Annotated in this window: 22 protein-coding genes; 12 read left to right on the forward strand and 10 right to left on the reverse strand. The window is 55.2% G+C overall.

Annotated features, from left to right (window positions below; all coding sequences use genetic code 11):
• Positions 1-17: 17 nt before the first annotated feature.
• From VSR74_RS09585 to rluA, 4 genes are all read left to right on the forward strand, one after another.
• On the forward strand, positions 18-530 hold the full coding sequence (locus tag VSR74_RS09585; RefSeq protein WP_347794515.1) for a hypothetical protein: 513 nt from the start codon (positions 18-20) through the stop codon (positions 528-530).
• 80 nt (positions 531-610) lie between these two features.
• Positions 611-2968 carry a DNA polymerase II gene (gene polB / locus VSR74_RS09590; RefSeq protein ID WP_347794516.1) on the forward strand — a complete coding sequence of 786 codons (2358 nt, stop codon included), beginning with the start codon at positions 611-613 and terminating at the stop codon, positions 2966-2968.
• 132 nt (positions 2969-3100) lie between these two features.
• Entirely contained in the window at positions 3101-6007 is a 2907-nt protein-coding gene (gene rapA, locus VSR74_RS09595; protein ID WP_347794517.1) for an RNA polymerase-associated protein RapA, read from the forward strand.
• A gap of 12 nt (positions 6008-6019) precedes the next feature.
• Complete coding sequence (gene rluA / locus VSR74_RS09600; RefSeq protein WP_347794518.1) at positions 6020-6679, forward strand: bifunctional tRNA pseudouridine(32) synthase/23S rRNA pseudouridine(746) synthase RluA; 660 nt, start codon at positions 6020-6022, stop codon at positions 6677-6679.
• A 121-nt stretch (positions 6680-6800) separates the two neighbouring features.
• On the opposite strand, the gene djlA is transcribed toward rluA, so the two are convergent.
• On the reverse strand, positions 6801-7619 hold the full coding sequence (djlA, locus tag VSR74_RS09605; RefSeq protein ID WP_347794519.1) for a co-chaperone DjlA: 819 nt from the start codon (positions 7617-7619) through the stop codon (positions 6801-6803).
• Between the two features lie 184 nt (positions 7620-7803).
• On the opposite strand from djlA, the gene lptD reads away from it, so the two are divergent.
• The 6 genes from lptD to apaH are packed head-to-tail and all read left to right on the forward strand — an operon-like array spanning position 7804 to position 14529.
• Complete coding sequence (lptD, locus tag VSR74_RS09610) at positions 7804-10143, forward strand: LPS assembly protein LptD (RefSeq protein ID WP_347794869.1); 2340 nt, start codon at positions 7804-7806, stop codon at positions 10141-10143.
• 56 nt (positions 10144-10199) lie between these two features.
• Complete coding sequence (surA, locus tag VSR74_RS09615; protein ID WP_347794520.1) at positions 10200-11486, forward strand: peptidylprolyl isomerase SurA; 1287 nt, start codon at positions 10200-10202, stop codon at positions 11484-11486.
• Positions 11486-12475 carry a 4-hydroxythreonine-4-phosphate dehydrogenase PdxA gene (pdxA, locus tag VSR74_RS09620; RefSeq protein ID WP_347794521.1) on the forward strand — a complete coding sequence of 330 codons (990 nt, stop codon included), beginning with the start codon at positions 11486-11488 and terminating at the stop codon, positions 12473-12475. Before surA ends, pdxA begins: the two co-directional genes overlap by 1 nt.
• The gene (gene rsmA / locus VSR74_RS09625; protein ID WP_347794522.1) at positions 12472-13293 is read left to right on the forward strand and encodes a 16S rRNA (adenine(1518)-N(6)/adenine(1519)-N(6))-dimethyltransferase RsmA; all 822 of its coding nucleotides are present in this window, start codon (positions 12472-12474) and stop codon (positions 13291-13293) included. Before pdxA ends, rsmA begins: the two co-directional genes overlap by 4 nt.
• A 3-nt stretch (positions 13294-13296) precedes the next feature.
• Entirely contained in the window at positions 13297-13674 is a 378-nt protein-coding gene (gene apaG, locus VSR74_RS09630) for a Co2+/Mg2+ efflux protein ApaG (protein WP_347794523.1), read from the forward strand.
• 6 nt (positions 13675-13680) lie between these two features.
• A complete protein-coding gene (gene apaH / locus VSR74_RS09635) occupies positions 13681-14529 on the forward strand; it encodes a bis(5'-nucleosyl)-tetraphosphatase (symmetrical) ApaH (RefSeq protein WP_347794524.1) in 849 nt (282 codons plus the stop codon).
• 78 nt (positions 14530-14607) lie between these two features.
• Here the strand turns inward: apaH and folA are convergent, their stop codons facing one another.
• The 9 genes from folA to VSR74_RS09680 form a co-directional block, all read right to left on the reverse strand.
• On the reverse strand, positions 14608-15087 hold the full coding sequence (folA, locus tag VSR74_RS09640) for a type 3 dihydrofolate reductase (protein WP_347794525.1): 480 nt from the start codon (positions 15085-15087) through the stop codon (positions 14608-14610).
• Positions 15088-15286: 199 nt separating this feature from the next.
• Positions 15287-17155, reverse strand: coding sequence for a glutathione-regulated potassium-efflux system protein KefC (gene kefC, locus VSR74_RS09645; protein WP_347794526.1), 1869 nt, complete (start codon positions 17153-17155; stop codon positions 15287-15289).
• Positions 17148-17678, reverse strand: coding sequence for a glutathione-regulated potassium-efflux system oxidoreductase KefF (gene kefF, locus VSR74_RS09650; RefSeq protein WP_347794527.1), 531 nt, complete (start codon positions 17676-17678; stop codon positions 17148-17150). Before kefF ends, kefC begins: the two co-directional genes overlap by 8 nt.
• A 138-nt stretch (positions 17679-17816) precedes the next feature.
• A complete protein-coding gene (locus VSR74_RS09655) occupies positions 17817-18050 on the reverse strand; it encodes a YgdI/YgdR family lipoprotein (protein WP_347794528.1) in 234 nt (77 codons plus the stop codon).
• Between the two features lie 108 nt (positions 18051-18158).
• Positions 18159-19490 carry an MFS transporter gene (locus VSR74_RS09660; protein WP_347794529.1) on the reverse strand — a complete coding sequence of 444 codons (1332 nt, stop codon included), beginning with the start codon at positions 19488-19490 and terminating at the stop codon, positions 18159-18161.
• A 95-nt stretch (positions 19491-19585) separates the two neighbouring features.
• Positions 19586-19873: a ferredoxin-like protein FixX gene (gene fixX, locus VSR74_RS09665; RefSeq protein WP_149463066.1), complete on the reverse strand. Its 288-nt coding sequence runs from the start codon at positions 19871-19873 to the stop codon at positions 19586-19588.
• Entirely contained in the window at positions 19870-21156 is a 1287-nt protein-coding gene (gene fixC / locus VSR74_RS09670) for an FAD-dependent oxidoreductase FixC (RefSeq protein WP_347794530.1), read from the reverse strand. Before fixC ends, fixX begins: the two co-directional genes overlap by 4 nt.
• A gap of 51 nt (positions 21157-21207) precedes the next feature.
• Positions 21208-22149: an electron transfer flavoprotein subunit alpha/FixB family protein gene (locus VSR74_RS09675; RefSeq protein ID WP_347794531.1), complete on the reverse strand. Its 942-nt coding sequence runs from the start codon at positions 22147-22149 to the stop codon at positions 21208-21210.
• A gap of 11 nt (positions 22150-22160) precedes the next feature.
• Positions 22161-22934 carry an electron transfer flavoprotein FixA gene (locus VSR74_RS09680; RefSeq protein WP_347794532.1) on the reverse strand — a complete coding sequence of 258 codons (774 nt, stop codon included), beginning with the start codon at positions 22932-22934 and terminating at the stop codon, positions 22161-22163.
• A gap of 480 nt (positions 22935-23414) precedes the next feature.
• On the opposite strand from VSR74_RS09680, the gene caiT reads away from it, so the two are divergent.
• The gene (caiT, locus tag VSR74_RS09685) at positions 23415-24929 is read left to right on the forward strand and encodes an L-carnitine/gamma-butyrobetaine antiporter (RefSeq protein WP_347794533.1); all 1515 of its coding nucleotides are present in this window, start codon (positions 23415-23417) and stop codon (positions 24927-24929) included.
• Between the two features lie 30 nt (positions 24930-24959).
• Complete coding sequence (gene caiA / locus VSR74_RS09690; RefSeq protein WP_347794534.1) at positions 24960-26102, forward strand: crotonobetainyl-CoA dehydrogenase; 1143 nt, start codon at positions 24960-24962, stop codon at positions 26100-26102.
• Positions 26103-26145: the final 43 nt, after the last annotated feature.

Here is a 26145-nt window from a genome sequence, read left to right on the forward strand (position 1 = left end):
ATATTGGAGCCCTTATCTTGGCCTCTGAAATAAGATATACTCTTAACCCAAAAATAATCTCACGTATCGTTCTCGAAGATAACTTTTTTATTGTGGCAACCATTCCCGTCAGCCTGCTGATTCTGCTCATTTTTTCAATGTTTATCGGCGTACCGTTTCTCTCAATGGCATTGGGTGCACTCGGCGTAACACTGGTTGCAGAGCTACTGCTGGCGCTGGCTATTTTTCTTTATTCCCACTGGCTAAAATCAAGAACGCCGAAGCAAATCGTTCTCACCGCTGATGCCATCACCATAGATAATAGAAGCTGGCAGTGGGTCAATATTGAGAGCATAAAACTCACACCCAATATTTATCCAATGAATAAAAAATACCATCTGGCAATTACAGACCATGCGGGGCAGAAAACCACCTGGTTTCTGGGATATGGCCACGGTACAAAGTGGGTTATTTTTCCCGAATACCAGTCGCTGTGTGAGCAGGTGGCGTTTTACTGTGAAGGCGAGCCGGGAAAATTTCAGTCGTATTGAAAACGCACCTGTACAAAAAACCAGTTAAAGCGACTAAACCAGGTTATAATCAGCGCTTATTCATCAGGTGAGAAACGCGTGTGGCGCAGGCGCAAGCAGGCTTTATCTTAACCCGTCACTGGCGGGATACCCCACAGGGCACAGAAGTGACCTTCTGGCTGGCGACGGATACCGGCCCTCGCGTCGTGACGCTGCCGCCGCAGGAGTCGGTTGCATTTATCCCGGAAGCGCAACGCGCGCAGACGGAACGCCTGTTACAGGGTGAGCGTGACGCCCGCCTTGCTCCTCTCAGCTTAAAAGATTTTCACCGCCAGCCGGTATTCGGCCTCTATTGCCGTTCTCATCGGCAGTTGATGCGCCTTGATAAACTGCTGCGCGAGAACGGCATCACCGTTTATGAAGCCGATATTCGCCCGCCGGAGCGCTATCTGATGGAGCGTTTTATCACCGCACCGGTGTGGTTCGATGGCGACGTCCGCGGTAATGGGCTGGTGAATGCACGGCTTAAACCCCATGACACCTGGCGTCCCACGCTAAAGTGGGCCTCTATCGATATCGAAACCACACGTCACGGCGAGCTGTATTGCATCGGCATTGAAGGCTGCGGCCAGCGCGTGGTCTACATGCTCGGCCCGGAGAATGGCGATGCATCGGCGCTCGATTTTGAACTGGTCTATGTATCCAGCCGCCCGCAACTTTTAGAAAAGCTGAACGACTGGTTTGCCCTGCATGACCCGGATGTCATCATCGGCTGGAACGTGGTGCAGTTCGATTTACGCGTGCTGCAAAAACACGCCGAGCGCTACCGTATCCCGTTAATGCTGGGGCGCGGCAACAGCGAACTGGAGTGGCGCGAGCATGGGTTTAAAAATGGTGTGTTCTTTGCCCAGGCTAACGGGCGGTTGATTCTCGATGGCATCGAAGCGCTGAAATCCGCGTTCTGGAATTTCTCTTCGTTTTCGCTGGAAACGGTGGCGCAGGAACTGTTAGGCGAAGGAAAAGCGATTGATAATCCCTGGGATCGTATGGATGAAATTGACCGCCGTTTCGCCGAAGATAAGCCTGCGCTGGCGAAATATAACCTCAAAGATTGCGAACTGGTGACGCAGATTTTCCACAAAACGGAGATCATGCCGTTTCTGCTGGAGCGCGCCACGGTCAACGGCCTGGCGGTCGATCGCCACGGCGGCTCGGTTGCCGCATTCTGTCATCTCTATTTCCCGCGTATGCATCGCCTGGGCTACGTCGCGCCCAACTTAGGCGAAGTGCCGCCACAGGCGAGCCCTGGCGGCTACGTGATGGATTCGCGTCCGGGTCTGTATGACTCCGTACTGGTGCTGGATTACAAAAGTCTGTATCCGTCCATTATCCGCTCGTTTTTGATTGACCCGGTTGGGCTGGTTGAAGGGATGAGCCAGCCGGATGCGGAACACAGTACCGAAGGCTTTCTTGGCGCCTGGTTCTCACGCGATAAACACTGCCTGCCGGGGATCGTCGGGCAAATCTGGCACGCGCGCGACGACGCCAAACAGCATAAAAACAAGCCTCTGTCACAGGCGCTGAAGATCATCATGAACGCCTTCTACGGCGTGCTCGGCACCAGCGCCTGCCGCTTTTTCGATCCCCGCCTGGCGTCGTCGATCACCATGCGCGGGCACGCGATCATGCGCCAGACCAAAGCGCTCATCGAATCCAAAGGTTACGACGTCATTTATGGCGATACGGACTCGACCTTTGTGTGGCTTAAAAAAGCGCATGATGAAGACGCCGCGGCGAAGATTGGCCGCGACCTCGTTGAGTTTGTCAACCAGTGGTGGGCCGATGAGCTACAAAAATCGGGCTTAACCAGCGCGCTGGAGCTGGAGTTTGAAACCCACTTCTGCCGCTTCCTGATGCCGACCATTCGCGGCGCCGATACCGGGAGTAAGAAACGTTATGCCGGGATGATTCAGGAAGGTGATGAGCAAAGGATGTTATATAAAGGGCTGGAAACTGTGCGCACCGACTGGACGCCGCTGGCGCAGCAGTTCCAGCAGGAACTCTACCTGCGTATCTTCCGTAACGAGCCTTACCGGGATTACATCCTTGAAACCATCGAGCATCTGATGGCTGGCAAGCTGGATGACAGGCTGGTCTATCGCAAGCGGCTACGCCGTCCGCTGGCTGAATATCAGCGCAACGTGCCGCCGCATGTGCGCGCCGCACGTCTGGCAGACGAACATAACGCGCGTCTGGGTCGGCCACTGCAATATCAACAACGCGGCAGCATAAAATATGTCTGGACAACCAGCGGCCCGGAACCGCTGGATTATCAACAGTCGCCGCTTGATTACGAGCACTACCTGACGAAACAATTAGAACCCGTTGCGGAAGGAATACTCCCCTTTGTCGACGATGATTTTGCTACAATAGTGACAGGGCAACTGGGGCTATTTTGACAGGTGACTAACGCCGCGCCATCCAGTACCATAGCGCCCTTTCCATTCCTGGACCTCATTCATTCGCCGCTTATCCTTCAGGCGGTGGATGAGTATTGCCTGCAATTCACAAAGAGATAGAGCCGAACACATATGCCTTTTACACTTGGTCAACGCTGGATCAGCGATACAGAAAGCGAACTGGGACTTGGTACTGTAGTTGCAATGGATGCACGCACCGTCACCCTGCTCTTTCCGGCTACCGGAGAGAACCGCCTGTACGCACGAAGTGACTCCCCCGTGACCCGCGTGATGTTCAATCCTGGCGACACGATCACAAGCCATGATGGCTGGCAGTTGCACGTTGATGAAGTTATTGAAGAAAAAGGCCTGCTGGCCTATGTCGGCACCCGTCTGGATACCGAAGAAGCCAACGTTGTGCTGCGTGAAGTTTTGCTCGACAGCAAACTGGTCTTCAGCAAACCCCAGGATCGCCTGTTTGCCGGGCAAATCGACCGTATGGATCGCTTTGCCCTTCGCTATCGTGCGCGTAAATATCAGAGCGAACAGTACCGCATGCCCTACAGCGGCCTGCGCGGTCAGCGCACCAGCCTGATCCCCCATCAGCTCAATATCGCCCACGATGTGGGCCGCCGCCACGCGCCGCGCGTGCTGCTGGCCGATGAAGTCGGTTTAGGTAAAACCATCGAAGCCGGGATGATCCTGCATCAGCAGTTGCTCTCTGGCGCCGCCCAGCGTGTGCTGGTCATCGTGCCGGAAACGCTCCAGCACCAGTGGCTGGTTGAGATGCTGCGCCGCTTCAACCTGCGCTTTGCGCTGTTTGACGATGAGCGCTATGCCGAAGCGCAGCACGATGCTTACAATCCGTTTGAAACCGAGCAACTGGTGATCTGCTCGCTGGACTTCGTGCGCCGTAACAAGCAGCGCCTGGAGCATCTGTGCGACGCAGAGTGGGACATCATGGTGGTCGATGAAGCGCATCACCTGGTGTGGAGCGAAGACGCGCCAAGCCGCGAATATCAGTGCATCGAACAACTGGCCGAACGCGTTCCGGGTGTCCTGCTGCTGACCGCGACGCCGGAACAACTGGGGATGGAGAGCCACTTTGCGCGTCTGCGCCTGCTCGACCCGAACCGCTTCCACGATTTCGAACAGTTTGTTGAAGAACAGAAAAATTATCGCCCGGTGGCCGACGCGGTTGCGCTGCTGCTGGCGGGCAACAAACTCAGTAATGACGAACTCAACATGCTTGGCGAGTTGATTGGCGAGCAGGATATTGAAGCGCTGCTGCAAACGGCGAACAGCGACCGTGATGGGGCAGAAGCCGCGCGTCAGGAGCTGATCAGCATGTTGATGGATCGCCACGGCACCAGCCGCGTACTGTTCCGTAATACCCGTAATGGCGTGAAAGGCTTCCCGAAACGCGAGTTGCACACCATTAAATTGCCGCTGCCGACTCAATATCAAACGGCGATTAAAGTCTCCGGCATTATGGGCACGCGCAAAAGCGCGGAAGAACGTGCCCGTGACATGCTCTATCCGGAGCAAATTTATCAGGAATTTGAAGGGGATACCGGCACCTGGTGGAACTTCGATCCGCGCGTGGAGTGGCTGATGGGCTACCTCACCAGTCACCGCTCGCAGAAAGTGCTGGTGATTTGCGCCAAAGCCGCCACCGCGCTGCAACTGGAGCAAGTACTGCGCGAACGCGAAGGTATCCGTGCCGCGGTATTCCATGAAGGCATGTCTATCATCGAACGCGACCGCGCGGCGGCCTGGTTTGGCGAAGAAGACAGCGGCGCACAGGTGCTGCTGTGCTCGGAAATCGGTTCTGAAGGGCGTAACTTCCAGTTCGCCAGCAATCTGGTGATGTTTGACCTGCCGTTCAACCCGGATCTACTGGAACAGCGTATCGGCCGTCTTGACCGTATCGGTCAGGCGCACGATATTCAGATCCATGTGCCTTATCTGGAACGTACTGCGCAGTCTGTGCTGGTTCGCTGGTTCCATGAAGGCCTCGACGCCTTCGAACACACCTGCCCGACCGGTCGCGCCATTTATGACAGCGTACACGATCAACTGATCAACTATTTAGCCGCGCCGGAAAACAGCGACGGCTTTGACGACCTGATTAAAGCCTGCCGCGAACAGCATGACGCACTGAAAGCGCAACTGGAACAGGGTCGCGACCGTCTGCTGGAAATTCACTCCAACGGCGGCGAGAAAGCACAGGCGCTGGCCGAAAGCATTGAAGAGCAGGATGACGACACTAGCCTGATCGCCTTCGCTATGAATCTGTTTGATATCATTGGCATCAACCAGGACGACCGCGGTGAAAACCTGATTGTTCTGACCCCATCCGACCATATGCTGGTACCGGACTTCCCGGGTCTGCCGGAAGATGGCTGCACAGTTACCTTCGAACGTGACGTGGCGCTCTCCCGCGAGGATGCGCAGTTCCTGACCTGGGAACACCCGATTATTCATAACGGCCTGGATCTGATCCTCTCCGGCGATACGGGTAGCAGCACTATCTCTCTGCTGAAGAACAAAGCACTACCTGTGGGTACGCTGCTGCTGGAACTGATTTACGTTGTCGAAGCCAACGCGCCGAAGCAACTGCAACTCAACCGCTTCCTGCCGCCAACGCCGGTGCGCATGCTGCTGGATAAAAACGGCACTAACCTTGCGGCGCAGGTGGAGTTTGAAACCTTCAACCGTCAGTTGAGCGCGGTGAATCGCCACACGGGCAGCAAGCTGGTTAACGCCGTACAGCAGGACGTCCACGCGATTCTGCAACAGGGCGAAGGGCAGATTGCCAAAGCAGCGCAGGCGCTGATCGATGCTGCGCGTAATGAAGCGGATGAAAAACTGAGCGCTGAGCTGTCGCGTCTGGAAGCCCTGAAAGCGGTGAACCCGAACATCCGTGATGACGAACTTTCCGCGATTGAAAGCAACCGCCAGCAGGTGATGGAAAGCCTGTCGCAGGCTGGCTGGCGTCTGGATGCGCTGCGACTCATCGTCGTGACGCACCAGTAACAGGAGCCCGCTATGGGAATGGAAAACTACAATCCGCCGCAGGATCCGTGGCTGGTTATTCTCTATCAGGACGAGCACATTATGGTGGTCAACAAGCCGAGCGGCTTGTTGTCCGTGCCGGGCCGTCAGGAGGAGCATAAAGACAGCGTAATGCTGCGTGTGCAGCACGACTATCCACAGGCCGAATCTGTCCATCGTCTGGATATGGCGACCAGCGGAGTGATTGTGGTGGCCCTGACCAAAGCGGCCGAACGCGAGCTTAAACGTCAGTTCCGCGAGCGCGAGCCGAAAAAGCAGTATGTGGCGCGCGTCTGGGGGCATCCAAAGCCGCAAGAGGGTCTGGTGGATTTACCGCTGATTTGCGACTGGCCGAACCGGCCGAAGCAGAAGGTGTGTTATGAAACCGGCAAAGCGGCGCAAACGGAGTATGAAGTGCTGGAGTACGCGGACGATAACACCGCCCGTGTGCTGCTGAAGCCGATTACCGGGCGTTCGCACCAGTTGCGTGTGCATATGCTGGCGTTAGGCCATCCGATTCTGGGCGACCGCTTTTACGCGACGCCGGAAGCGCTGGCGATGGCACCGCGTCTGCTGCTGCATGCGCAGACCCTGACGATTACGCATCCGGAGTATGGGACAAGTATGACGTTTAAGGCGCCGGTGGATTTTTGAGGCCTCTGCGGCCTGATGCCCTCACCCCGGCCCTCTCCCACGGGGAGAGGGAGCAAACAGCACCGTCTGTCCCCTCTCCCTGTGGGAGAGAGTTAGGGTGAGGGGCTCCCACTGCACAATCCTACTTAAACCCTTTCTGTTCCTTAATTAGCTCATACGCCTTCTGAATCTCCTGCGCTTTCTGCTTCGCCATCTCCATCATTTCTGGCGGTAAACCTTTGGCCACCAGTTTATCCGGGTGATGCTCGCTCATCAGCTTACGGTATGCGCGTTTGATCGTCGCCGCGTCGTCGCCGCTTTTCACGCCCAGCACATTGCAGGCATCTTCCAGCGTCGGGCCGCGTTGCGCCTGTTGCCAGCCGCCTGCGCCCTGAGACTGCTGCTGATAACCACCGCCGAACTGCGCCCCGCCCTGCATCATGCGCAGGAACTGGTCGAACTGCGCGCGCGAAATGCCGAGTTCTTCCGCAATCACATACAGCACGTCGCGTTCGTTCGGATGCAGTGAACCGTCAGCAAACGCCGCCTGAATTTGAATTTCAAGAAACATCCGAATCAGGTCGAAACGACCAAAGCAGACGCTACGAAACTGGCGCATTTTTTCACGCAGCGGATAGTTATCTGATTTGCCCACGCGAAATGCCTGCTGAGCCGCCGTGCGCGATGCGCCGTGCAGGTTCATTCTGTCCATCAACAAGCTGGCAATATGGATGTCCGCTTCCGTGACACGTCCTTTCGATTTGGTCAGATGCCCCATAACTTCAAAGGTGGTGGCAAAAAAGAGGGACTGGCGCTCCTGTTGGTTAGCAAACCAGTTCATCCGGCGGCTACGCGCCTTATCAAACATGTGTCCCACGAGTAGCCCGAGAACCACGCCCCAGAACCCGCCGCCCATAAATAAGGCGATGGCCACACCAATCACTTTTCCCCAATACTGCATATACTCCCCAAATCGTCATGCCAGCAGCTAAAATATGCATTATCATACCCGTCATTCAATGCCGTGCCTAACACCTCTGGCAGGGACGGGCAGGATAAATACTAGCGTCACGACGATGAGTACGTTAGTCTCTGACCGTTTGCAAGCCGCAATGCTATCGATGACGGAACAACAAATACAACGTATGAAAAAACGTATTCCCACCTTCCTGGCAACAATGATTGCCAGTGCCTTGTACAGCCAACAAGGCATGGCTGCCGATCTCGCTTCGCAATGTATGCTGGGCGTGCCGAGCTACGACCGCCCTTTAGTGCAAGGCGATACTAACAATCTGCCTGTCACGATTAACGCCGATCACGCAAAAGGGAACTACCCTGACGATGCGGTGTTTACCGGCAATGTCGATATTAACCAGGGAAATAGCCGCTTGCAGGCCGATGAAGTTCAGCTTCATCAAAAACAGCCGGAAGGCCAACCCGCGCCCGTGCGTACGGTCGATGCTCTCGGTAATGTACACTACGACGACAATCAGGTGATCCTGAAAGGGCCGAAAGCCTGGTCGAATCTCAATACCAAAGATACCAACGTCTGGGAAGGTGATTACCAGATGGTGGGACGTCAGGGCCGCGGAACCGCAGACCTGATGAAACAGCGCGGTGAAAACCGCTACACCATTCTTGAGAACGGGACATTCACGTCCTGTTTGCCGGGCTCCAACACCTGGAGCGTTGTCGGCTCCGAAGTGATTCAGGATCGCGAAGAACAAGTTGCGGAGATCTGGAACGCTCGCTTTAAAGTGGGCCCGGTTCCGGTCTTTTATAGCCCCTATTTACAGTTGCCAATCGGTGATAAACGCCGTTCAGGCTTCCTGATCCCGAATGCCCGGTACAGTACTAAGAACTACTTCGAGTTCTACTTACCGTACTACTGGAACATTGCGCCAAACATGGATGCGACCATCACGCCGCATTACATGCACAAGCGTGGCGGTATCATGTGGGAGAACGAGTTCCGCTATCTGACCAAAGCGGGTGCGGGTTTAATGGAACTCGACTACCTGCCGTCGGATAAAGTCTATAGCGATGAGCACCCGGATGACGATAACAGCCGCCGCTGGATGTTCTACTGGCAACACGCTGGCGTGCTGGATCAGGTATGGCGCTTTAACGTCGATTACACCAAAGTCAGCGATCCTAACTATTTCAACGACTTTGATTCCAAGTACGGCTCCAGTACCGACGGCTACGCGACGCAAAAATTCAGCGTCGGCTATGCGGTGCAGAACTTCGACGCGACAGTGTCGACCAAACAGTTCCAGGTGTTCGACCGAACCAGCAGTAACTCGTACTCTGCTGAACCGCAGTTGGATGTGAATTACTATCAAAATGACGTTGGGCCGTTTGATACCCGTATTTATGGCCAGGCGGTGAATTTTGTTAACACCAACAGTAATAATCCGGAAGCGACACGTCTGCACCTTGAGCCGACGATCAACCTGCCGCTCGCGAACGCGTGGGGAAGTGTTAACACCGAAGCGAAGCTGCTCGCTACCCATTATCAGCAGAAGAACATCGAAAACACCGTCTATGACGACTCAGTGAACCGCGTCATGCCGCAGTTCAAAGTCGACGGCAAAATGGTGTTTGAGCGCGATATGGACTGGTCTGCGGGCTACACCCAGACGCTGGAGCCTCGTGCACAGTATCTGTACGTGCCGTACAGAGACCAGAGCAATATCTACAACTATGACTCATCGCTGCTGCAATCTGACTACAACGGCCTGTTCCGCGACCGCACCTACGGCGGCCTTGACCGCATTGCGTCGGCCAACCAGGTGACGACCGGTCTTACCTCGCGCGTTTATGATGAAGCTGCGATTGAACGTTTTAACGTTTCTGTTGGTCAAATCTACTATTTCACCGAGTCTCGTTCCGGTGATGATACAACGACCTGGCAAAATGATGACAACACCGGTTCACTGGTGTGGGCGGGAGACACCTATTTACGTCTGACCGACCGTTGGGGCCTGCGTGGCGGCATCCAGTACGATAAACGTCTGGATAACATCTCCACCAGTAGCACCACCCTTGAGTATCGCCGTGACCAGGATCGTTTAGTCCAGTTGAGCTACCGTTACGCCAGCCCGGAATATATCCAGGCGACATTACCGTCTAACTACTCGACGTCCGAGCAGTATAAGAACGGGATCTCCCAGGTGGGCGGCATCGCGAGCTGGCCTGTTGCCGATCGCTGGTCTGTTGTGGGCGCGTACTACTTTGACACCAACAGTCATAAACCGGCCGATCAGATGCTGGGCGTGCAGTACAACTCCTGCTGCTACGCCATCCGTGTTGGCTATGAACGTAAGCTGAACGGTTGGGATAGCGAAGGGGCTAAAGATCACGCCGTCTACGATAACGTAATCGGCTTTAATATTGAGCTTCGTGGATTGAGTTCGAACTATGGTCTGGGTACCCAGCAAATGCTGCGTTCGAACATTCTGCCGTACCAGAACTCGCTGTAACGACACTGACAGAAACTTAAACCGCCGAGCGGTTTGTTAATTGAAATGGAAAAAGTATGAAGAACTGGAAAACGCTGCTTCTTGGTATCGCGTTAGTCGCGAATACCAGTTTCGCCGCCCCACAGGTTGTCGATAAAGTAGCAGCCGTCGTAAACAATGGTGTCGTGCTTGAAAGCGACGTCAACGGGCTGATGCAATCCGTCAAGCTCAACGCGGGTCAGGCTGGACAACAGTTACCGGATGACGCAACTCTGCGCCACCAGATCCTGGAACGTCTGATCATGGACCAAATCTTGTTGCAGATGGGCCAGAAAATGGGCGTCAAAATCTCTGACGACCAACTGGATCAGGCTATCGCTAACATTGCGAAGCAAAATAACATGACGCCGGATCAGATGCGCAGCCGTCTGGCTTACGATGGTCTGAACTACAGCACCTATCGCAGCCAGATCCGCAAAGAGATGATCATCTCTGAAGTGCGTAACAACGAAGTGCGTCGTCGCGTATCCGTACTGCCGCAGGAAGTTGACGCGCTGGCAAGCCAAATTGGCGACCAGAACGATGCCAGCACGGAACTGAACCTCAGCCACATCCTGATCCCACTGCCGGAAAACCCGTCTTCTGATCAGGTCAACGAAGCGCAGAGCCAGGCGGAGTCTATCGTTGAGCAGGCTCGCGGCGGTGCCGACTTCGGTAAGCTCGCTATCTCCTACTCTGCTGACCAGCAGGCGCTGAAAGGCGGCCAGATGGGCTGGGGTCGTATTCAGGAACTGCCGGGCATCTTCGCTCAGGCGCTGACCACCGCGAAAAAAGGCGACATCGTCGGCCCAATTCGTTCCGGTGTCGGTTTCCATATCCTGAAAATCAACGACATGCGCGGTGGCTCGCAGAGCATCTCCGTGACCGAAGTTCACTCCCGCCACATTCTGCTGAAACCGTCGCCAATCATGACTGACGATCAGGCTCGCGTGAAACTGGAGCAGGTTGCTGCCGATATTCGTAGCGGTAAAACCACTTTCGCCAACGCTGCGAAAGAACTGTCTCAGGATCCAGGTTCAGCGAACCAGGGCGGTGATTTAGGCTGGGCTACGCCGGACATGTACGATCCTGCGTTCCGCGATGCGCTGATGAAACTGAACAAAGGCCAGATGAGCGCCCCGGTTCACTCTTCTTTCGGCTGGCACCTGATCGAGCTGCTGGATACCCGCAATGTCGACCGTACCGATGCCGCGCAGAAAGACAAAGCGTACCGCATGCTGATGAACCGTAAGTTCTCTGAAGAAGCGGCGACCTGGATGCAGGAACAACGCGCCAGTGCTTATGTCAAAATCCTGAGCAACTAATGACAACAACCCATCGTGTGGTGATCACGCCCGGCGAACCCGCCGGGATTGGCCCGGAGCTGGTTATCCAGCTCGCCCAGCGCGATTGGCCCGTTGAACTGGTGGTGTGCGCCGATGGCGCACTCCTCAGTGAGCGAGCCGCTCTCCTTGGCCTTCCGCTTTCTCTTCTGCCTTACACTCCCGAAGAATCCGCCCTGCCGCAACGTGCCGGTACGCTTACCCTGCTTTCTGTGCCGCTACGCGCGCCAGTGACGCCAGGCGAGCTTAACGCGCAGAACGGTCACTATGTGGTGGATACGCTGGCGCGCGCCTGCGACGGCTGTCTGAGCGGTGAATTTGCCGCCCTGATCACCGGGCCTGTGCATAAGGGGATCATCAACGACGCTGGCGTGGCGTTTACCGGCCATACGGAGTTTTTTGAACAGCGCTCACAGGTGGAAAAAGTAGTGATGATGCTGGCGACCGAAGAGCTTCGCGTCGCGCTGGCAACCACGCATCTGCCGCTGAAGGCTGTCAGTGATGCGATCACCCCGGTACTGCTCGATGAAGTGATCACGATCTTACATCACGATTTACAGACCAAATTTGGCATTGCAGCGCCACATATCCTGGTATGCGGGCTCAACCCCCACGCCGGAGAAGGCGGCCACATGGGCACAGAAGAGATAGACACTATTATTCCGGTGCTCAATACGCTGCGCGCGAAGGGGATGAATCTGAGCGGGCCGCTGCCTGCGGATACCCTCTTCCAGCCGAAATATCTCGACCATGCTGACGCGGTGCTCGCAATGTACCACGATCAGGGTCTACCCGTGCTAAAATACCAGGGCTTTGGTCGCGGTGTGAACATCACCCTCGGCTTACCCTTTATTCGAACTTCCGTTGACCACGGGACTGCGCTGGAACTGGCAGGCCAGGGAAAAGCGGATGTCGGCAGTTTTATTACGGCGCTTAATCTCGCCATCAAAATGATTGTTAACTCTAAATGAATAATCGAGTCCATCAGGGCCACTTAGCCCGTAAACGCTTCGGGCAAAACTTTCTCAACGATCAGTTCGTGATCGATAGTATTGTCTCGGCAATCAACCCCCAGAAAGGCCAGGCAATGGTTGAAATCGGCCCGGGCCTCGCGGCGCTGACCGAACCGGTTGGCGAACGCCTTGACGAACTGACGGTCATCGAGCTTGACCGCGACCTGGCTGCACGTCTGAAAACACACCCGTTTCTGGGGCCGAAGCTGACGATTTATCAGCAAGACGCCATGACCATGAACTTTGCTGAGCTTTCGCAAACGCTGGGTCAGCCGCTGCGCGTATTCGGCAACCTGCCATATAACATCTCAACGCCGCTGATGTTCCATCTGTTTAGCTATACTAATGCGATCGCTGACATGCACTTCATGTTACAAAAAGAGGTGGTTAACCGTCTGGTTGCAGGCCCGAACAGCAAGGCGTATGGTCGTTTAACGGTGATGGCGCAATATTACTGCCAGGTGATCCCGGTATTAGAGGTGCCGCCGAGCGCCTTTACGCCACCGCCTAAAGTCGATTCTGCCGTGGTACGCCTGGTGCCGCACAGCACGATGCCGTATCCGGTGAAAGACGTTCGCGTTCTGAGCCGTATCACCACGGAAGCGTTTAACCAGCGTCGTAAAACGATCCGCAACAGCCTCGGCAACCTGTTCAGCGTGGAGACACTGACTGAACTGGGCGTCGATCCGACGATGCGGGCAGAAAATATCTCTGTTGCGCAGTACTGCAAGATGGCCAACTATCTGGCAGAAAACGCGCCGCCGAAGGAGAGCTAAACCATGATTGATTCGCCCCGAGTTTGCGTCCAGGTTCAAAGTGTCTACATTGAATCGCAGTCTCTACCGGACGAAGAGCGTTATGTCTTCGCCTACACGGTAACGATCCGCAACCTTGGGCGAACTCAGGTTCAGCTACTGAGCCGCTACTGGCTCATCACCAATGGTCATGGCCGTACAACAGAAGTACAGGGCGAGGGCGTCGTTGGCGTCCAGCCGCATATCGCGCCCGGTGACGAATATCAGTACACCAGCGGCGCCGTACTGGAAACCCCGCTTGGCACCATGCAGGGGCACTATGAAATGATCGATGTAGACGGCAGGCCGTTCTCCATCGACATTCCCGTATTCCGTCTCTTTGTCCCTACACTAATCCATTAAAAACAGATGGCTACATACCTTATTGGCGACATTCACGGTTGCTTTGATGAGTTGATCGCATTGTTAGATCAGGTGGAGTTTACCCCTGGGACAGACACACTTTGGCTGACGGGCGATCTTGTCGCGCGCGGGCCAGGCTCCCTGGATGTGCTGCGCTATGTAAAATCGATGGGTGACGATGTGCGCATCGTCCTCGGTAATCACGACCTGCATCTGCTGGCGGTGTTTGCCGGGATCAGCCGCAACAAACCGAAAGACCGGCTTAACGCGCTGCTCGAAGCTCCGGATGCAGACGAGCTACTGAACTGGTTGCGCCGTCAGCCACTGATGCAGGTGGATGAAGAGAAGAAGCTGGTGATGGCTCACGCCGGTATCACCCCGCAGTGGGATATGGAGACGGCGAAACAGTGCGCTCGCGACGTTGAAGCGGTGCTGTCGAGCGACTCCTACCCGTTCTTCCTGGATGCCATGTACGGCGATATGCCGAACAACTGGTCGCCGCAGTTGAGCGGCCTGGCGCGTTTGCGTTTCATCACTAACGCGTTCACCCGCATGCGCTACTGCTTCCCGAACGGGCAACTGGACATGTATACCAAAGAAGCGCCGGAAAACGCCCCTGCGCCGCTGAAACCCTGGTTTGCAATCCCAGGCCCGGTAACGGATGAATACAGCGTGGTGTTCGGCCACTGGGCCTCTCTGGAAGGTCGCGGCACGCCGGAAGGCGTTTACGCGCTGGATACGGGCTGCTGCTGGGGTGGGGATTTAACCTGCCTGCGCTGGGAAGATAAACGCTATTTTACCCAACCGTCGAACCGTCATATTGAACCCGGGATGGGCGAGGCTGTGGCGTCGTAATCCCCCTCGAAAACCAGCGCATTTTTTAAAAATGGCACTATGCGTCCCCTCTCCCCTTTGGGGAGAGGGTTAAGGGCTCTATCGACGCTCTAAAATCTCAAAGCAGTAGCTATGGGAATTTTGCTCGTCCGCGTCGTGAAATTCACTGAATACGGATTCCCACTCGTCCGGATCGTAATCCGGGAAATGCGTGTCGCCTTCCACTTCCGCATCAATGTGCGTCAGATAAAGCTTGTCCGCTTTCGGCAGGAACTGCTCATAGACGCGACCGCCGCCAATCACCATGATCTCTTCCACGTCGCCGCAGGCGGCAATGGCTTCATCCACAGATTTTACCCACTGGACGCGCGTGTCGCTGCCCGGCTTACTGCTGATAACGATGTTTTTACGACCCGGCAGCGGACGCCCGATAGATTCCCAGGTCAGGCGCCCCATCACTACGGGTTTGTTCAGGGTGTTGCGTTTAAACCACGCCAGATCGGCGGGCAGGTTCCAGGGCATGGCATTTTCCATACCGATGACGCGATCTACCGCCAGCGCAGCAATCAGACTGATCATTGAATATTTCCCGGATGCAAAAAAATTGTCGCCACTATACGGAAAGCATAATCTTTCGTCGACTGGGCGCAGAGTAAAGAATACGAAAATTTTCAGAATTGCTGGCGAGCCCACGGGAGAGAAGTGGACTGCCAGCATTACAGCTAAGCAGAAACAACTGTTTAGCCGTAAACCCTGCGTGACATCACATTTTCAGGACTCAGGCAGAAGGCTTAACTTCCGGCTCATCAGCCGGGTTGCCGCTGTGCTTTCCCTCTTCCGTCCCCTGCCAGCCGTGACGCTGTATAACCGACAGATGATTACGGTCTTCATTAATGATTTCCGTGAGCATCGCGCTGGTACGTTTGAAGGCCGCCGCACGGGTAGAGGCGTCGTTTTCGGCCATCTCCACCATCTCCTCCATTAAGCGGATATTAAAGCGGCGGAACAGATCGGCACGTTCACGCGCCTCATAAGCCCCCAGCCCCAGCGATTCCAGCGCCATACGGCCGGACTTCAGCGCACCTTCGAAGGTTTCACGCTCCGGCGACGCCACACCGGCCTGGCGGAGCTGGATATAGTGCTCCACGTCGCGGGCACGGGCGATAATCGTCAGGTTCGGGAAGTGCTCTTTCACCAGTTCGGTGAGTTGCAGGCTGGTCTGCGGGTCGTCGATGGCGTTAATCAGCACCTCGGCTTTCGCCGCACCGGCAGACTCCAGCATATCAACGCGCGTCGCATCACCGTAGAACACCTTCATGTCGAATTTACGCAGGGTATCGACATGATCCGGGTCGTGGTCGAGGATCACCATTTTCACGCCGCTGGAGAGCAACAAACGGCCGGTAATCTGCCCATAACGACCAAAGCCCGCGATAATCACGCGCGGCTGTTCTTCATCAATCTGATCCGCTTCGCGCTGTTCACCACCGCTTTTGCGCGCTTCCAGACGGGTCAGCAGCACCAGCAGGATCGGCGTCGCCGCCATGGATAACGCAACCGCCAGGGTCAGCGCTTTCGCCCAGTCGGCATCCAGTACGTTCGCCATCTGCGCCGCACCAAAGACCACGAAAGCAAATTCACTCCCCTGCCCCAGCAGCACCGCGAACCAGGCGCGCTGTGAACGTGGAACCTGCAACGGGCGCGCAATCAGCCACAACATGACGGATTTGATAATCAGGAAGCCGAACAGCAGCGTAATAATACGCAGCGGGTTATCGATAAGCGTGCCGAAGTCGATAGACATGCCGACGCCGATAAAGAATAGCCCCAGCAGCAGGCCTTTAAACGGTTCGATATCACTTTCCAGCGCGTGTCGGTACTCAGAACTTGCCAGCAGTACGCCCGCCAGGAACGCCCCCATCGCCATGGATAAGCCAACTTCTTCCAGCAGCAAACCAAAGCCGAAGACCAGGAACAGCGCCACGGCGCTGAAGACTTCCCGCAGGCCGGAGCGCGCGACAAATCGCAGCACAGGGCGCGTTACGTAACGACCGAGTAGTACCACCAGCACCAGCGCCCCCGCCACTTTCAGCGCAGAGAACGCGAAGGCCCCCATCGTTGTGGACGCGCCGCTGGTTGCCAGCAGAGGGATCATCGCCACCAGCGGAATAGCCGCGATATCCTGGAATAAGAGCACGGCAAAGGCGCTACGCCCGACCTGAGAAACCGTCAGGTTACGCTCGTTCATCGCCTGCATGGCAATGGCTGTTGAAGAGAGCGCGAGCGTCATGCCGATCAGTTCCGCCACCTGCCAGCGCAGGCCGAGGAACATACAGAACAAGCCAATCAAGGCGCCGCATACCACCATTTGCAGCAGGCCGCCGCCGAATACCGAGGCGCGCAGTTTCCACAGCCGTTTCGGGTCAAGTTCGAGGCCGATGACAAACAGCATTAGCACCACGCCAATCTCTGCGAAGTGCAGGATCGACTCAGCGTCAGTCACCAGGCGCAAACCCCACGGGCCGATAATGCAGCCCGCAATCAGGTAGCCGAGCACCGAACCCAGACCGAGACGGACGGCAATCGGCACAATCAGCGCCGCGGAGCCAAGATAAATCAGCGCCTGAATCAGAGTATGGTTATCCACGATTATCCTCCTGCCACGCCAGCAAGCACTGTTTGTAATGACGCGCCTTCGCCTGCAGGGTTTCTTCATCGCAGATAAAGGTGCTGTGGAGGGTAAACGGCGGCAGCCACTTCAGGCCGCAATAAATCGCCGTCGCTTCCAGCGGTTGCGCCAGCACATCAAAGCCAGGGTGCGAGCCAATCTCAAAATGACTTTCCGCCCCGCCGGTGGTCACTGCCCACATCATGCTTTTGCCGTGCAGCGCAGTGCCACCATGGCCATACGCCCAGCCGTGCGATAGCACTTTATCAAGCCAGAGTTTAAGCAGCGGCGGCATGCTGTACCATTGCATGGGATGCTGAAGGATGATGAGGTCGGCGCGACTCAGAGCGCCCTGCTCCGCGGCGATATCGATATTGAAGTCTGGATAGAGGCTGTAGAGCGAGCGAACCTCTACGTCATCCAGTGTCCTTACCTGCTCAAGCATCCGTTTATTCGCATGCGAGTGCTGCGGATAAGGATGCGCATAAATAATGAGAATCATGTTTAGCCTGTTATCACTGCATTATTGTTATGTAACAAGCACAGTGTAGACCGCAAGCGGCCTGGCTAACAGAACAATTAGGGGGGAGTTGTGCGGCGGGTATGCCGGGTAAGCGTCAGCGCCACCCGGCAAAATAAATCAGTTGTTCAGCTCATTCATGGATTTAACCTGATCGCGGTTGATCTGCTCAGTTTTACCGGTTTCGGCGTTCTCATAGGAGACCAGTCCGGTATCATCATCAACCTGCGGTTTACCATCAGTCACAATTGTCCGGCCATCGGTGGTCTTCACGGCCTGGTTCGACGAACAGCCCGCGACGGTAAACAGTGCTGCGGCAGTCAAAATAGAGGTGATTACGATACGTTTTTGCATGGTGTTCTCCCTGCTTCTCAGTCAATTTATGTCATGTAATTGTTAACTATAGACTAACGTGCTGTCGGACATAAAAGAACCAGAACACTCTGAAGGTCGCGACGCGGTTCAGGAGAGCGACCTGCCGCGAATCGTCATATTGGCCGTTTGGGTCAGCGACATGCCCCGCGTCTCCGGGGCAAACATTATTGAAATCGCCAGCCCGACGAACGATATTCCCGCCCCAATCAGCATCACGTTGTTAATGCCATAGCGAGTGATAAACACCGGCAACGCCCAGGTCGAGACAATCGTGCCAATGCGACTGAGGGACATAATCACCCCCACGGCGGAAGCGCGAATATCGGTTGGAAAGAGTTCGTTCGGATAGAGCCATTGTAAAATGCCCGGCCCGCCGGAGAAGAACGCGTACACCGCAAAGGCAAATACAACCAGGCCAATCCCGAGGTTAGAGACAACCCCCAGTAAAGCCAGCGCCAGCGTCATCATCAGAAAGCTGCCGATGAGCAACATGCGCCGACCGATGCTGTTAAGCCAGAACATCGCCGGCACGCAGCCCAGCATAAAAAAGAGGCTGATCACCACGTTGCCCAGCGCGGCATTTCTTCCCTGTTCCCAGCCCAGCAGGCCAACAATTTGCGGCCCGAAAGTGTAGATAGCGAACATTGGGATCACCTGGCATGTCCAGATGGCGGCAACAAACAGCACAAACGGGAAATGACGGCGATTGAAGAGTTGCAGAAAACGCGTCTCTTTCGGCGGCTCATCATCAAAGGTAACAGGTTCGCCAAACAGTTTGATCATCATCTGCTGGCACTCTTCCACTCGTCCTTTGCGCAACAACCAGCGCGGCGATTCGGGCAGGTCGAAGCGACCAACCAAAATAATCAGGCAGGGAATAAAGGCGCTACCGAGCATCCAGCGCCAGCCGCCTTCAACGTCATATAAGCAGTAGCCCACCAAATTGGCGCAGGTTGCCCCTACGTACCACATGGCGGCGATAAAACCGATAGAGAACGCCCGCTGGCGGGTGTTTGAAAACTCGGTGATCATTGAGGTGGCGATGGGATAATCCGCCCCTATCACGATGCCAATCAGCACCCGCATCACCAGCAGCTCAACGGGGGAAGAGACAAACATCGTCGCGACCGATATCAGCCCAATGGCGATGATATCGATCAGGAACATTTTGCGCCGCCCGACTTTATCGGAAATGTAGCCGAACAGCGTGGTGCCGACAAATAACCCCGCCAGCGTTGCTGCGCCCAGCAGGCCAATCCATTCGGCATCGAGCTTGAGGAAAGGCGTGAGCTGCTCCAGCGCCACGCCGATTATCACCAGCACATATCCATCCAGAAACGGCCCGCCGCTTCCCCACAGCATGATCCTGCGGTGTATGGAGGAGAATTTGATGTCATCAAAGTTTCTGGGCTGCGGCATGGTGATGTCCTGTGTTGCTTCTGCCGGATGGCGGCTACGCCTTATCCGGCCTGGAAAAAAACGAATACGCGATTTTCATGCATCCGGCACAAACCTCACCCATAGCGAAACTCCACGCCAAAGGTGCCGCGCGGATATTCCCATTTTTCCAGCGCCGTCCCCAGCCCAAGAATACGGCAGGTGCCGCACTCCAGGCATCCGGCGTAATCAAAACGCACGCTGCCATCATCCTGCTTTTTATAGAGGCCAGCGGGGCAGGCTTTCACCAGCACGTCCAGCGCCGCTTTATCGGGGTCTGTTTTCAGAATGATGTGCGGATTCTCTTCATCGACATTGAATTTATTGACGCCCAGTTTGACGTCGACATTCACGGGGGAAGTCATAATGCGGTCGCTCCTTTAATACCGTCTTTCATCAGATTGATGAAGCCCACTTTCTTCGCGTGCTGAAGGATTTTTTTACGCATCGCTACCGGCGCGCTGCCATCAATGGTGAACAGGTCACGGGCGATACTCACGGCCATTTCCGGATAGCGGGTAAACATGCGGGGATTGTCCAGGAATGCGGGCAGACGCTGATACATACGCATGTCGCGCATCGGCCCGTTATCGAGATGCTGGCGATATTCAGCCAGGCTATTGCGGCTAAAATCGTTGCGGCGCTTCGCGGATAACACCGTTTTCGCTGCCGCTTCTCCTGCCGCTACCGCTAAATCCATTCCACGAATGGTAAAACCAAGGTTCATGCACATTCCGGCGGCGTCACCGGCAACCAGCACACCATCGCCCACCAGTTCCGGCTGCATATTCATGCCCGCCTCCGGCACCACGTGCGCGGAATACTCAACCATCTTCCCGCCCGCAATCAGCGGGGCAACCGCCGGATGCCGTTTAAAATCTTCGAGCATTTGCGGCACGGATTTCTTCGCATCCTTCAGATGGTGCAACCCGCAGACCAGCCCCAGCGAGAGGGTGTCTTCATTGGTATAGAGAAAGCCTCCGCCCATCAGGCCATCCGTCGGTGAGCCCGCAAACAGACAAGCGGCCCCTTCGTTACCCTGAAGCTGAAAGCGATCTTCAATCACCGATTTCGGCAACTCGATAAGCTCTTTCACGCCGACGGCGACGTTGGCGGCATCCACCCGCTTCGCCATGCCGAGTTTTTCTGCCAGCAGTGAATTTACGCCATCCGCGAGGATCACCACCTTCGCTTCGAGGATATCGCCATCAGCCTCTACGCCAATGACTTTGCCCTCACGCTGCACCACGTTATCGACGCGGATCCCGGTGATCAGTTGCGCGCCCGCCTCTTCCGCCTGCGCCATCAGCCAGGCATCAAATTTACTGCGCAGCACCGAATAAGAGACCTGCGAGGCGCTGGCCTCGCTGGCGTTGAGATAGTCCATGGTCATCACCCCTTTTTCGGTCATAAAGGCGAGTTTTTCATGGGTGATGCGCCGCTCAACGGGCGCCGTGTCGGCAAATCCGGGAAGAATGCGCTCCAGGCTATGCGCGTAAATGCGCCCGCCGGTGACGTTTTTCGCCCCCGCTGAATTACCGCGTTCAATAACCAGCACATCGGCTCCTTCACGAGCCAGCACCAGCGCGGCCACCGAACCTGCAAGCCCGGCACCCACGATAATGGCGTCAAAGATATCTTCAGACATAACGACTCCAGAAGTCAGAAGACAGGGCGTAAAACGCCCTGTTAAGAGGAGTTAGCGGGCAAGTGCGCGGGTCAGTTCAGGCAGGATCTTCATCAGATCGCCAACGATGCCGAAATCCGCGTACTGGAAGATCGGCGCATTTTTATCTTTGTTGATCGCGCAGATCGTCTGGGCCCCGTTCGCGCCGACCATATGCTGGATCTGCCCGGAAATGCCCACCGCCAGATAGAGTTCCGGCTTAAGCATCAGGTTGGAGATCCCGACATAGCGCTCATGCTCCATCCATTTTTCGTTCTCTGCGACCGGGCGCGAACAGGCAAGCTCGGCGCCAATCGCCTGGCACAGCGCCCCGGCAAGCGGGATATTTTCTTTGCTGCCAATACCGCGACCCACGCTGACTACCAGCCGCGCTTTATCAAGATCGACATTGCTGCCCTGACGTGGCCGTGTCGCCGTGCGAGTGATGGCAACGGCGGGAGCTTGCCACTCCACCTTCTGCGCATCGCCCGTAAGCGAAGCATCAGGCTGCACAGCCTCAAAGGTGCCGCTGCTGAGCGTCATAACCGCAAACGGCGAACGGATCGTCTCTTCACCCATCGCCAGCCCGCCATACACCATATGCTTAACAACGGCTGCACCATCCAGCACCGTAACTGCGCTGGCATCGTTAGACACCGCGGCCGATAAACGAAAGCCGAGTTTCGCCGCCAGCAATTTGCCGCGACGGCTGTTCGGCAACAAGATCATCCCACCGGAGGCGTGTTGACGAACGGTATCGGCCATCACTCCGGCATAATCTTCCATCAGACGATCGTCCGGTTTACCGCTAAGCTGCCAAACCTGATTTGCCCCCAACTGAAACGCCAGCACGCTATCGGCATCGCTAAGGGTGAAAGCATGAATCTGTTCACCTAAAACCTGTGCGCCACTCATCAGTTCCGGCAGGCGAGAAGGGGTATCGCTGAATACCCAGACACTGGAAAACTTGCTCATAACATCCCCTATTAGTTAATGATTTTGCGCAGATGGTCGACAAAAGTGGCGATCTGTTCTTCGCCATCACCTTCAATGATGATGCGCTGACGCTCGCGCTGTTTCGGCGCGGCAACCTGCTGCGTTGAGGCGCTTTCCTGGGCGCTAAAGCCAATATCCGCTGGCGACCAGACCTGAACCGGCTTTTTCGCCGCACCCAGAATGGCTTTCATCGAAGGGATCTGTGGGGTATTGATATCGGTTGAAACCGCAACAACCGCAGGCAGCGGAATAACCAGCGTTTCGGTTTCGTCTTCCAGCTCGCGTTCAACGGTAAGCTGGTTATCGGCCAGAGAGAGGATCTTGCTCACCCCATTCACCACCGGGATAGCCAACGCTTCCCCTACCAGCAGACCAACCTGCTGCGCGTAAAGGTCGGAAGATCCATCGCCGCAAAGAATCAGATCAAAACCTGATTTCTGCGCAGCGGCAGCCAGCGCGGCGGCAGTCTGCTGCGGCAACGCATGCTCGAATTGATCGTCAATCACAACCACCAGTTCATCCGGCCCGCGGGAGAGCACATCTTTGCGCCCTTTAGCATGGGTCAGCGCCTTGCCGCCCACGCTCATGGCGACGATTTGTACGTCACCGACCTGCTGCTTTAACTGGCTCGCGGCTTCAATTGCGTTCAGATCATATTGACTGATCTTCGCATCCGCTTTGCTGAAATCTAATGAACCATCAGCGTTATTGACAGCAATATCCTGTTCATCAGGTACGCACTTGTAGCAAGTAATTATCTTCATTGCATCTCCAGAAATCATGAAGGGATCATCGTCCATATCGGCGGTGGTAAAGAGATATCACGCTCGTTAATTCAGAAACAAAACAATAATCACCAATATTGAAAATGTCACACGCTGAAGAATACAACTTTCAATAATGTTATCTGCCTCAAATAATATTGAACAAATAACATCACCATTAAGATTTTCAATATTGTTTCGCAGATCACCAATATTGAAAGACAACCGAATAAACAGGCCACAATAAAACACCCAAACAACTGATAATAAACAATTAATTCAAGTCTAAATCGCTTAATCACCCTCATGTTAAAACGTGACCAAAATCACAGAACAGCCCAACATGAATACCCATTATGAGTTACTTTCTTGCATCCCTTTGAGGTCGAAAAGTTATTAATAAATCATTAACAATAATAGACAAAAAATAGAACAACCGGGAACGCTAAATAATTTTAGTCTTCACAGTGGAATTGACTCATGAAAAATGAAAAGAAAAAGTCAGGAATTGAACCAAAGGTTTTTTTCCCGCCGTTAATTATTGTCGGAATACTTTGCTGGCTAACTGTTCGCGATCTGGATGCAGCGAACGTTGTTATTAATGCCGTATTTAGCTATGTCACCAATGTCTGGGGCTGGGCATTTGAATGGTACATGGTGGTGATGCTATTTGGCTGGTTCTGGCTGGTATTTGGCCCCTATGCCAAAAAGAGATTAGGCAATGAACCACCGGAGTTCAGTACCGCAAGCTGGATTTTTATGATGTTCGCCTCCTGTACTTCAGCCGCCGTGCTGTTCTGGGGCTCCATCGAAATCTACTACTACATCTCCACCCCACCGTTCGCACTGGCGCCTAACTCGACCGGGGCGAAAGAGATTGGCCTGGCCTACAGCTTGTTCCACTGGGGGCCGCTGCCGTGGGCAACCTATAGCTTCCTCTCTGTCGCCTTTGCTTACTTCTTCTTTGTTCGCAAGATGGACGTGATTCGCCCCAGCTCCACCCTGGTGCCACTGGTGGGTGAAAAACATGCAAAAGGCCTGTTTGGCACTATCGTCGATAACTTCTATCTGGTGGCGCTGATCTTCGCGATGGGCACCAGCCTTGGTCTGGCGACGCCGCTGGTGACTGAGTGCATGCAATGGCTCTTCGGTATCCCGCATACGCTGCAACTCGATGCCATCATTATCACCTGCTGGATTATTTTGAACGCCATTTGCGTCGCCTGCGGCCTGCAAAAAGGGGTGAAGATTGCCAGTGACGTTCGCAGCTACCTGAGTTTTCTGATGCTGGGCTGGGTGTTTATCGTCAGCGGCGCCAGCTTCATCATGAACTACTTCACTGACTCCGTCGGGATGCTACTGATGCATCTGCCGCGGATGCTGTTCTATACCGACGCCGTTGGCAAAGGCGGTTTCCCGCAGGGCTGGACGGTCTTTTACTGGGCATGGTGGGTGATTTACGCCATCCAGATGAGTATTTTCCTGGCCCGTATCTCCCGTGGCCGTACCGTGCGTGAACTCTGCTTCGGCATGGTATTGGGGCTGACCGCATCCACCTGGATATTGTGGACGGTACTCGGCAGTAACACCCTGCTGCTGATGGATCAAAACATCCTCAACATTCCTCAACTGATTGAACAGCACGGCGTACCGCGCGCCATTATTGAAACCTGGGCTGCCCTGCCGCTCAGCACCGCCACCATGTGGGGATTCTTCATCCTCTGTTTTATCGCCACCGTCACGCTGATTAACGCCTGCTCCTACACCCTGGCGATGTCCACCTGCCGCGAAGTTCGCGATGGCGAAGAGCCGCCGCTGCTGGTGCGTATCGGCTGGTCAGTTCTGGTGGGCATTATCGGCATTGTGCTGCTGGCGCTTGGCGGCCTGAAGCCGATTCAGACGGCCATTATCGCCGGCGGCTGCCCGCTGTTCTTCGTCAACATTATGGTGACGCTCTCCTTTATTAAAGACGCGAAGCAGAACTGGAAAGACTAATTAAACCCAACACGATTAAGAGGTTAGAAGATGGATTTCAATTTGAATGATGAGCAGGAACTGTTTGTCGCCGGTATTCGTGAACTGATGGCCAGTGAAAACTGGGAAGCCTATTTCGCCGAATGCGACCGCGACAGCGTCTACCCGGAACGTTTTGTGAAAGCGCTGGCTGATATGGGCATCGACAGCCTGCTGCTGCCGGAAGAACACGGCGGTCTGGATGCCGGTTTCGTTACCGTCGCAGCCGTGTGGATGGAGCTGGGCCGTCTCGGTGCGCCAACCTACGTGCTTTACCAATTGCCAGGCGGCTTCAACACCTTCCTGCGCGAGGGGACTCAGGAGCAGATAGACAAAATCATGGCCTTCCAGGGTACCGGGAAGCAGATGTGGAACTCGGCCATCACCGAACCGGGCGCAGGTTCTGACGTCGGCAGCCTGAAAACCACCTACACCCGCAAAAACGGCAAGGTTTACCTCAACGGCAGCAAGTGCTTCATCACCAGCAGCGCCTACACCCCGTATGTGGTGGTGATGGCCCGCGATGGCGCGTCGCCGGATAAAGCGATTTACACCGAATGGTGCGTCGACATGAGCAAACCGGGCATCAAGATTAATAAGCTGGAAAAACTCGGTCTGCGCATGGATAGCTGCTGCGAACTGACTTTCGACGACGTTGAACTGGAAGAGAAAGACATGTTTGGCCGCGAAGGCAACGGCTTCAACCGCGTGAAGGAGGAGTTCGATCACGAACGCTTCCTGGTGGCGCTAACCAACTATGGCACTGCAATGTGTGCTTTTGAAGATGCCGCCCGCTATGCCAACCAGCGTGTGCAGTTTGGCGAAACCATTGGCCGCTTCCAGCTTATCCAGGAGAAGTTTGCCCACATGGCCATCAAGCTTAACGCCATGAAAAACATGCTGCTGGAAACAGCCTGGAAAGCAGATAACAACACCATTACCTCCGGCGATGCGGCAATGTGCAAATACTTCTGCGCCAATGCCGCATTTGAAGTGGTGGATACCGCGATGCAGGTTCTCGGCGGCGTGGGGATTGCCGGTAATCACCGCATCACCCGCTTCTGGCGTGACCTGCGCGTAGACCGCGTCTCCGGCGGCTCTGATGAAATGCAGATCCTGACACTCGGTCGCTCTGTACTGAAGCAATATCGTTAACCATGGCCTCTGCAGGCCTGACCGGTTGCGCCAGCAGGCCTGC

It is taken from the genome of Pseudocitrobacter cyperus (assembly GCF_039889165.1).
Taxonomy (GTDB): domain Bacteria; phylum Pseudomonadota; class Gammaproteobacteria; order Enterobacterales; family Enterobacteriaceae; genus Pseudocitrobacter; species Pseudocitrobacter cyperus.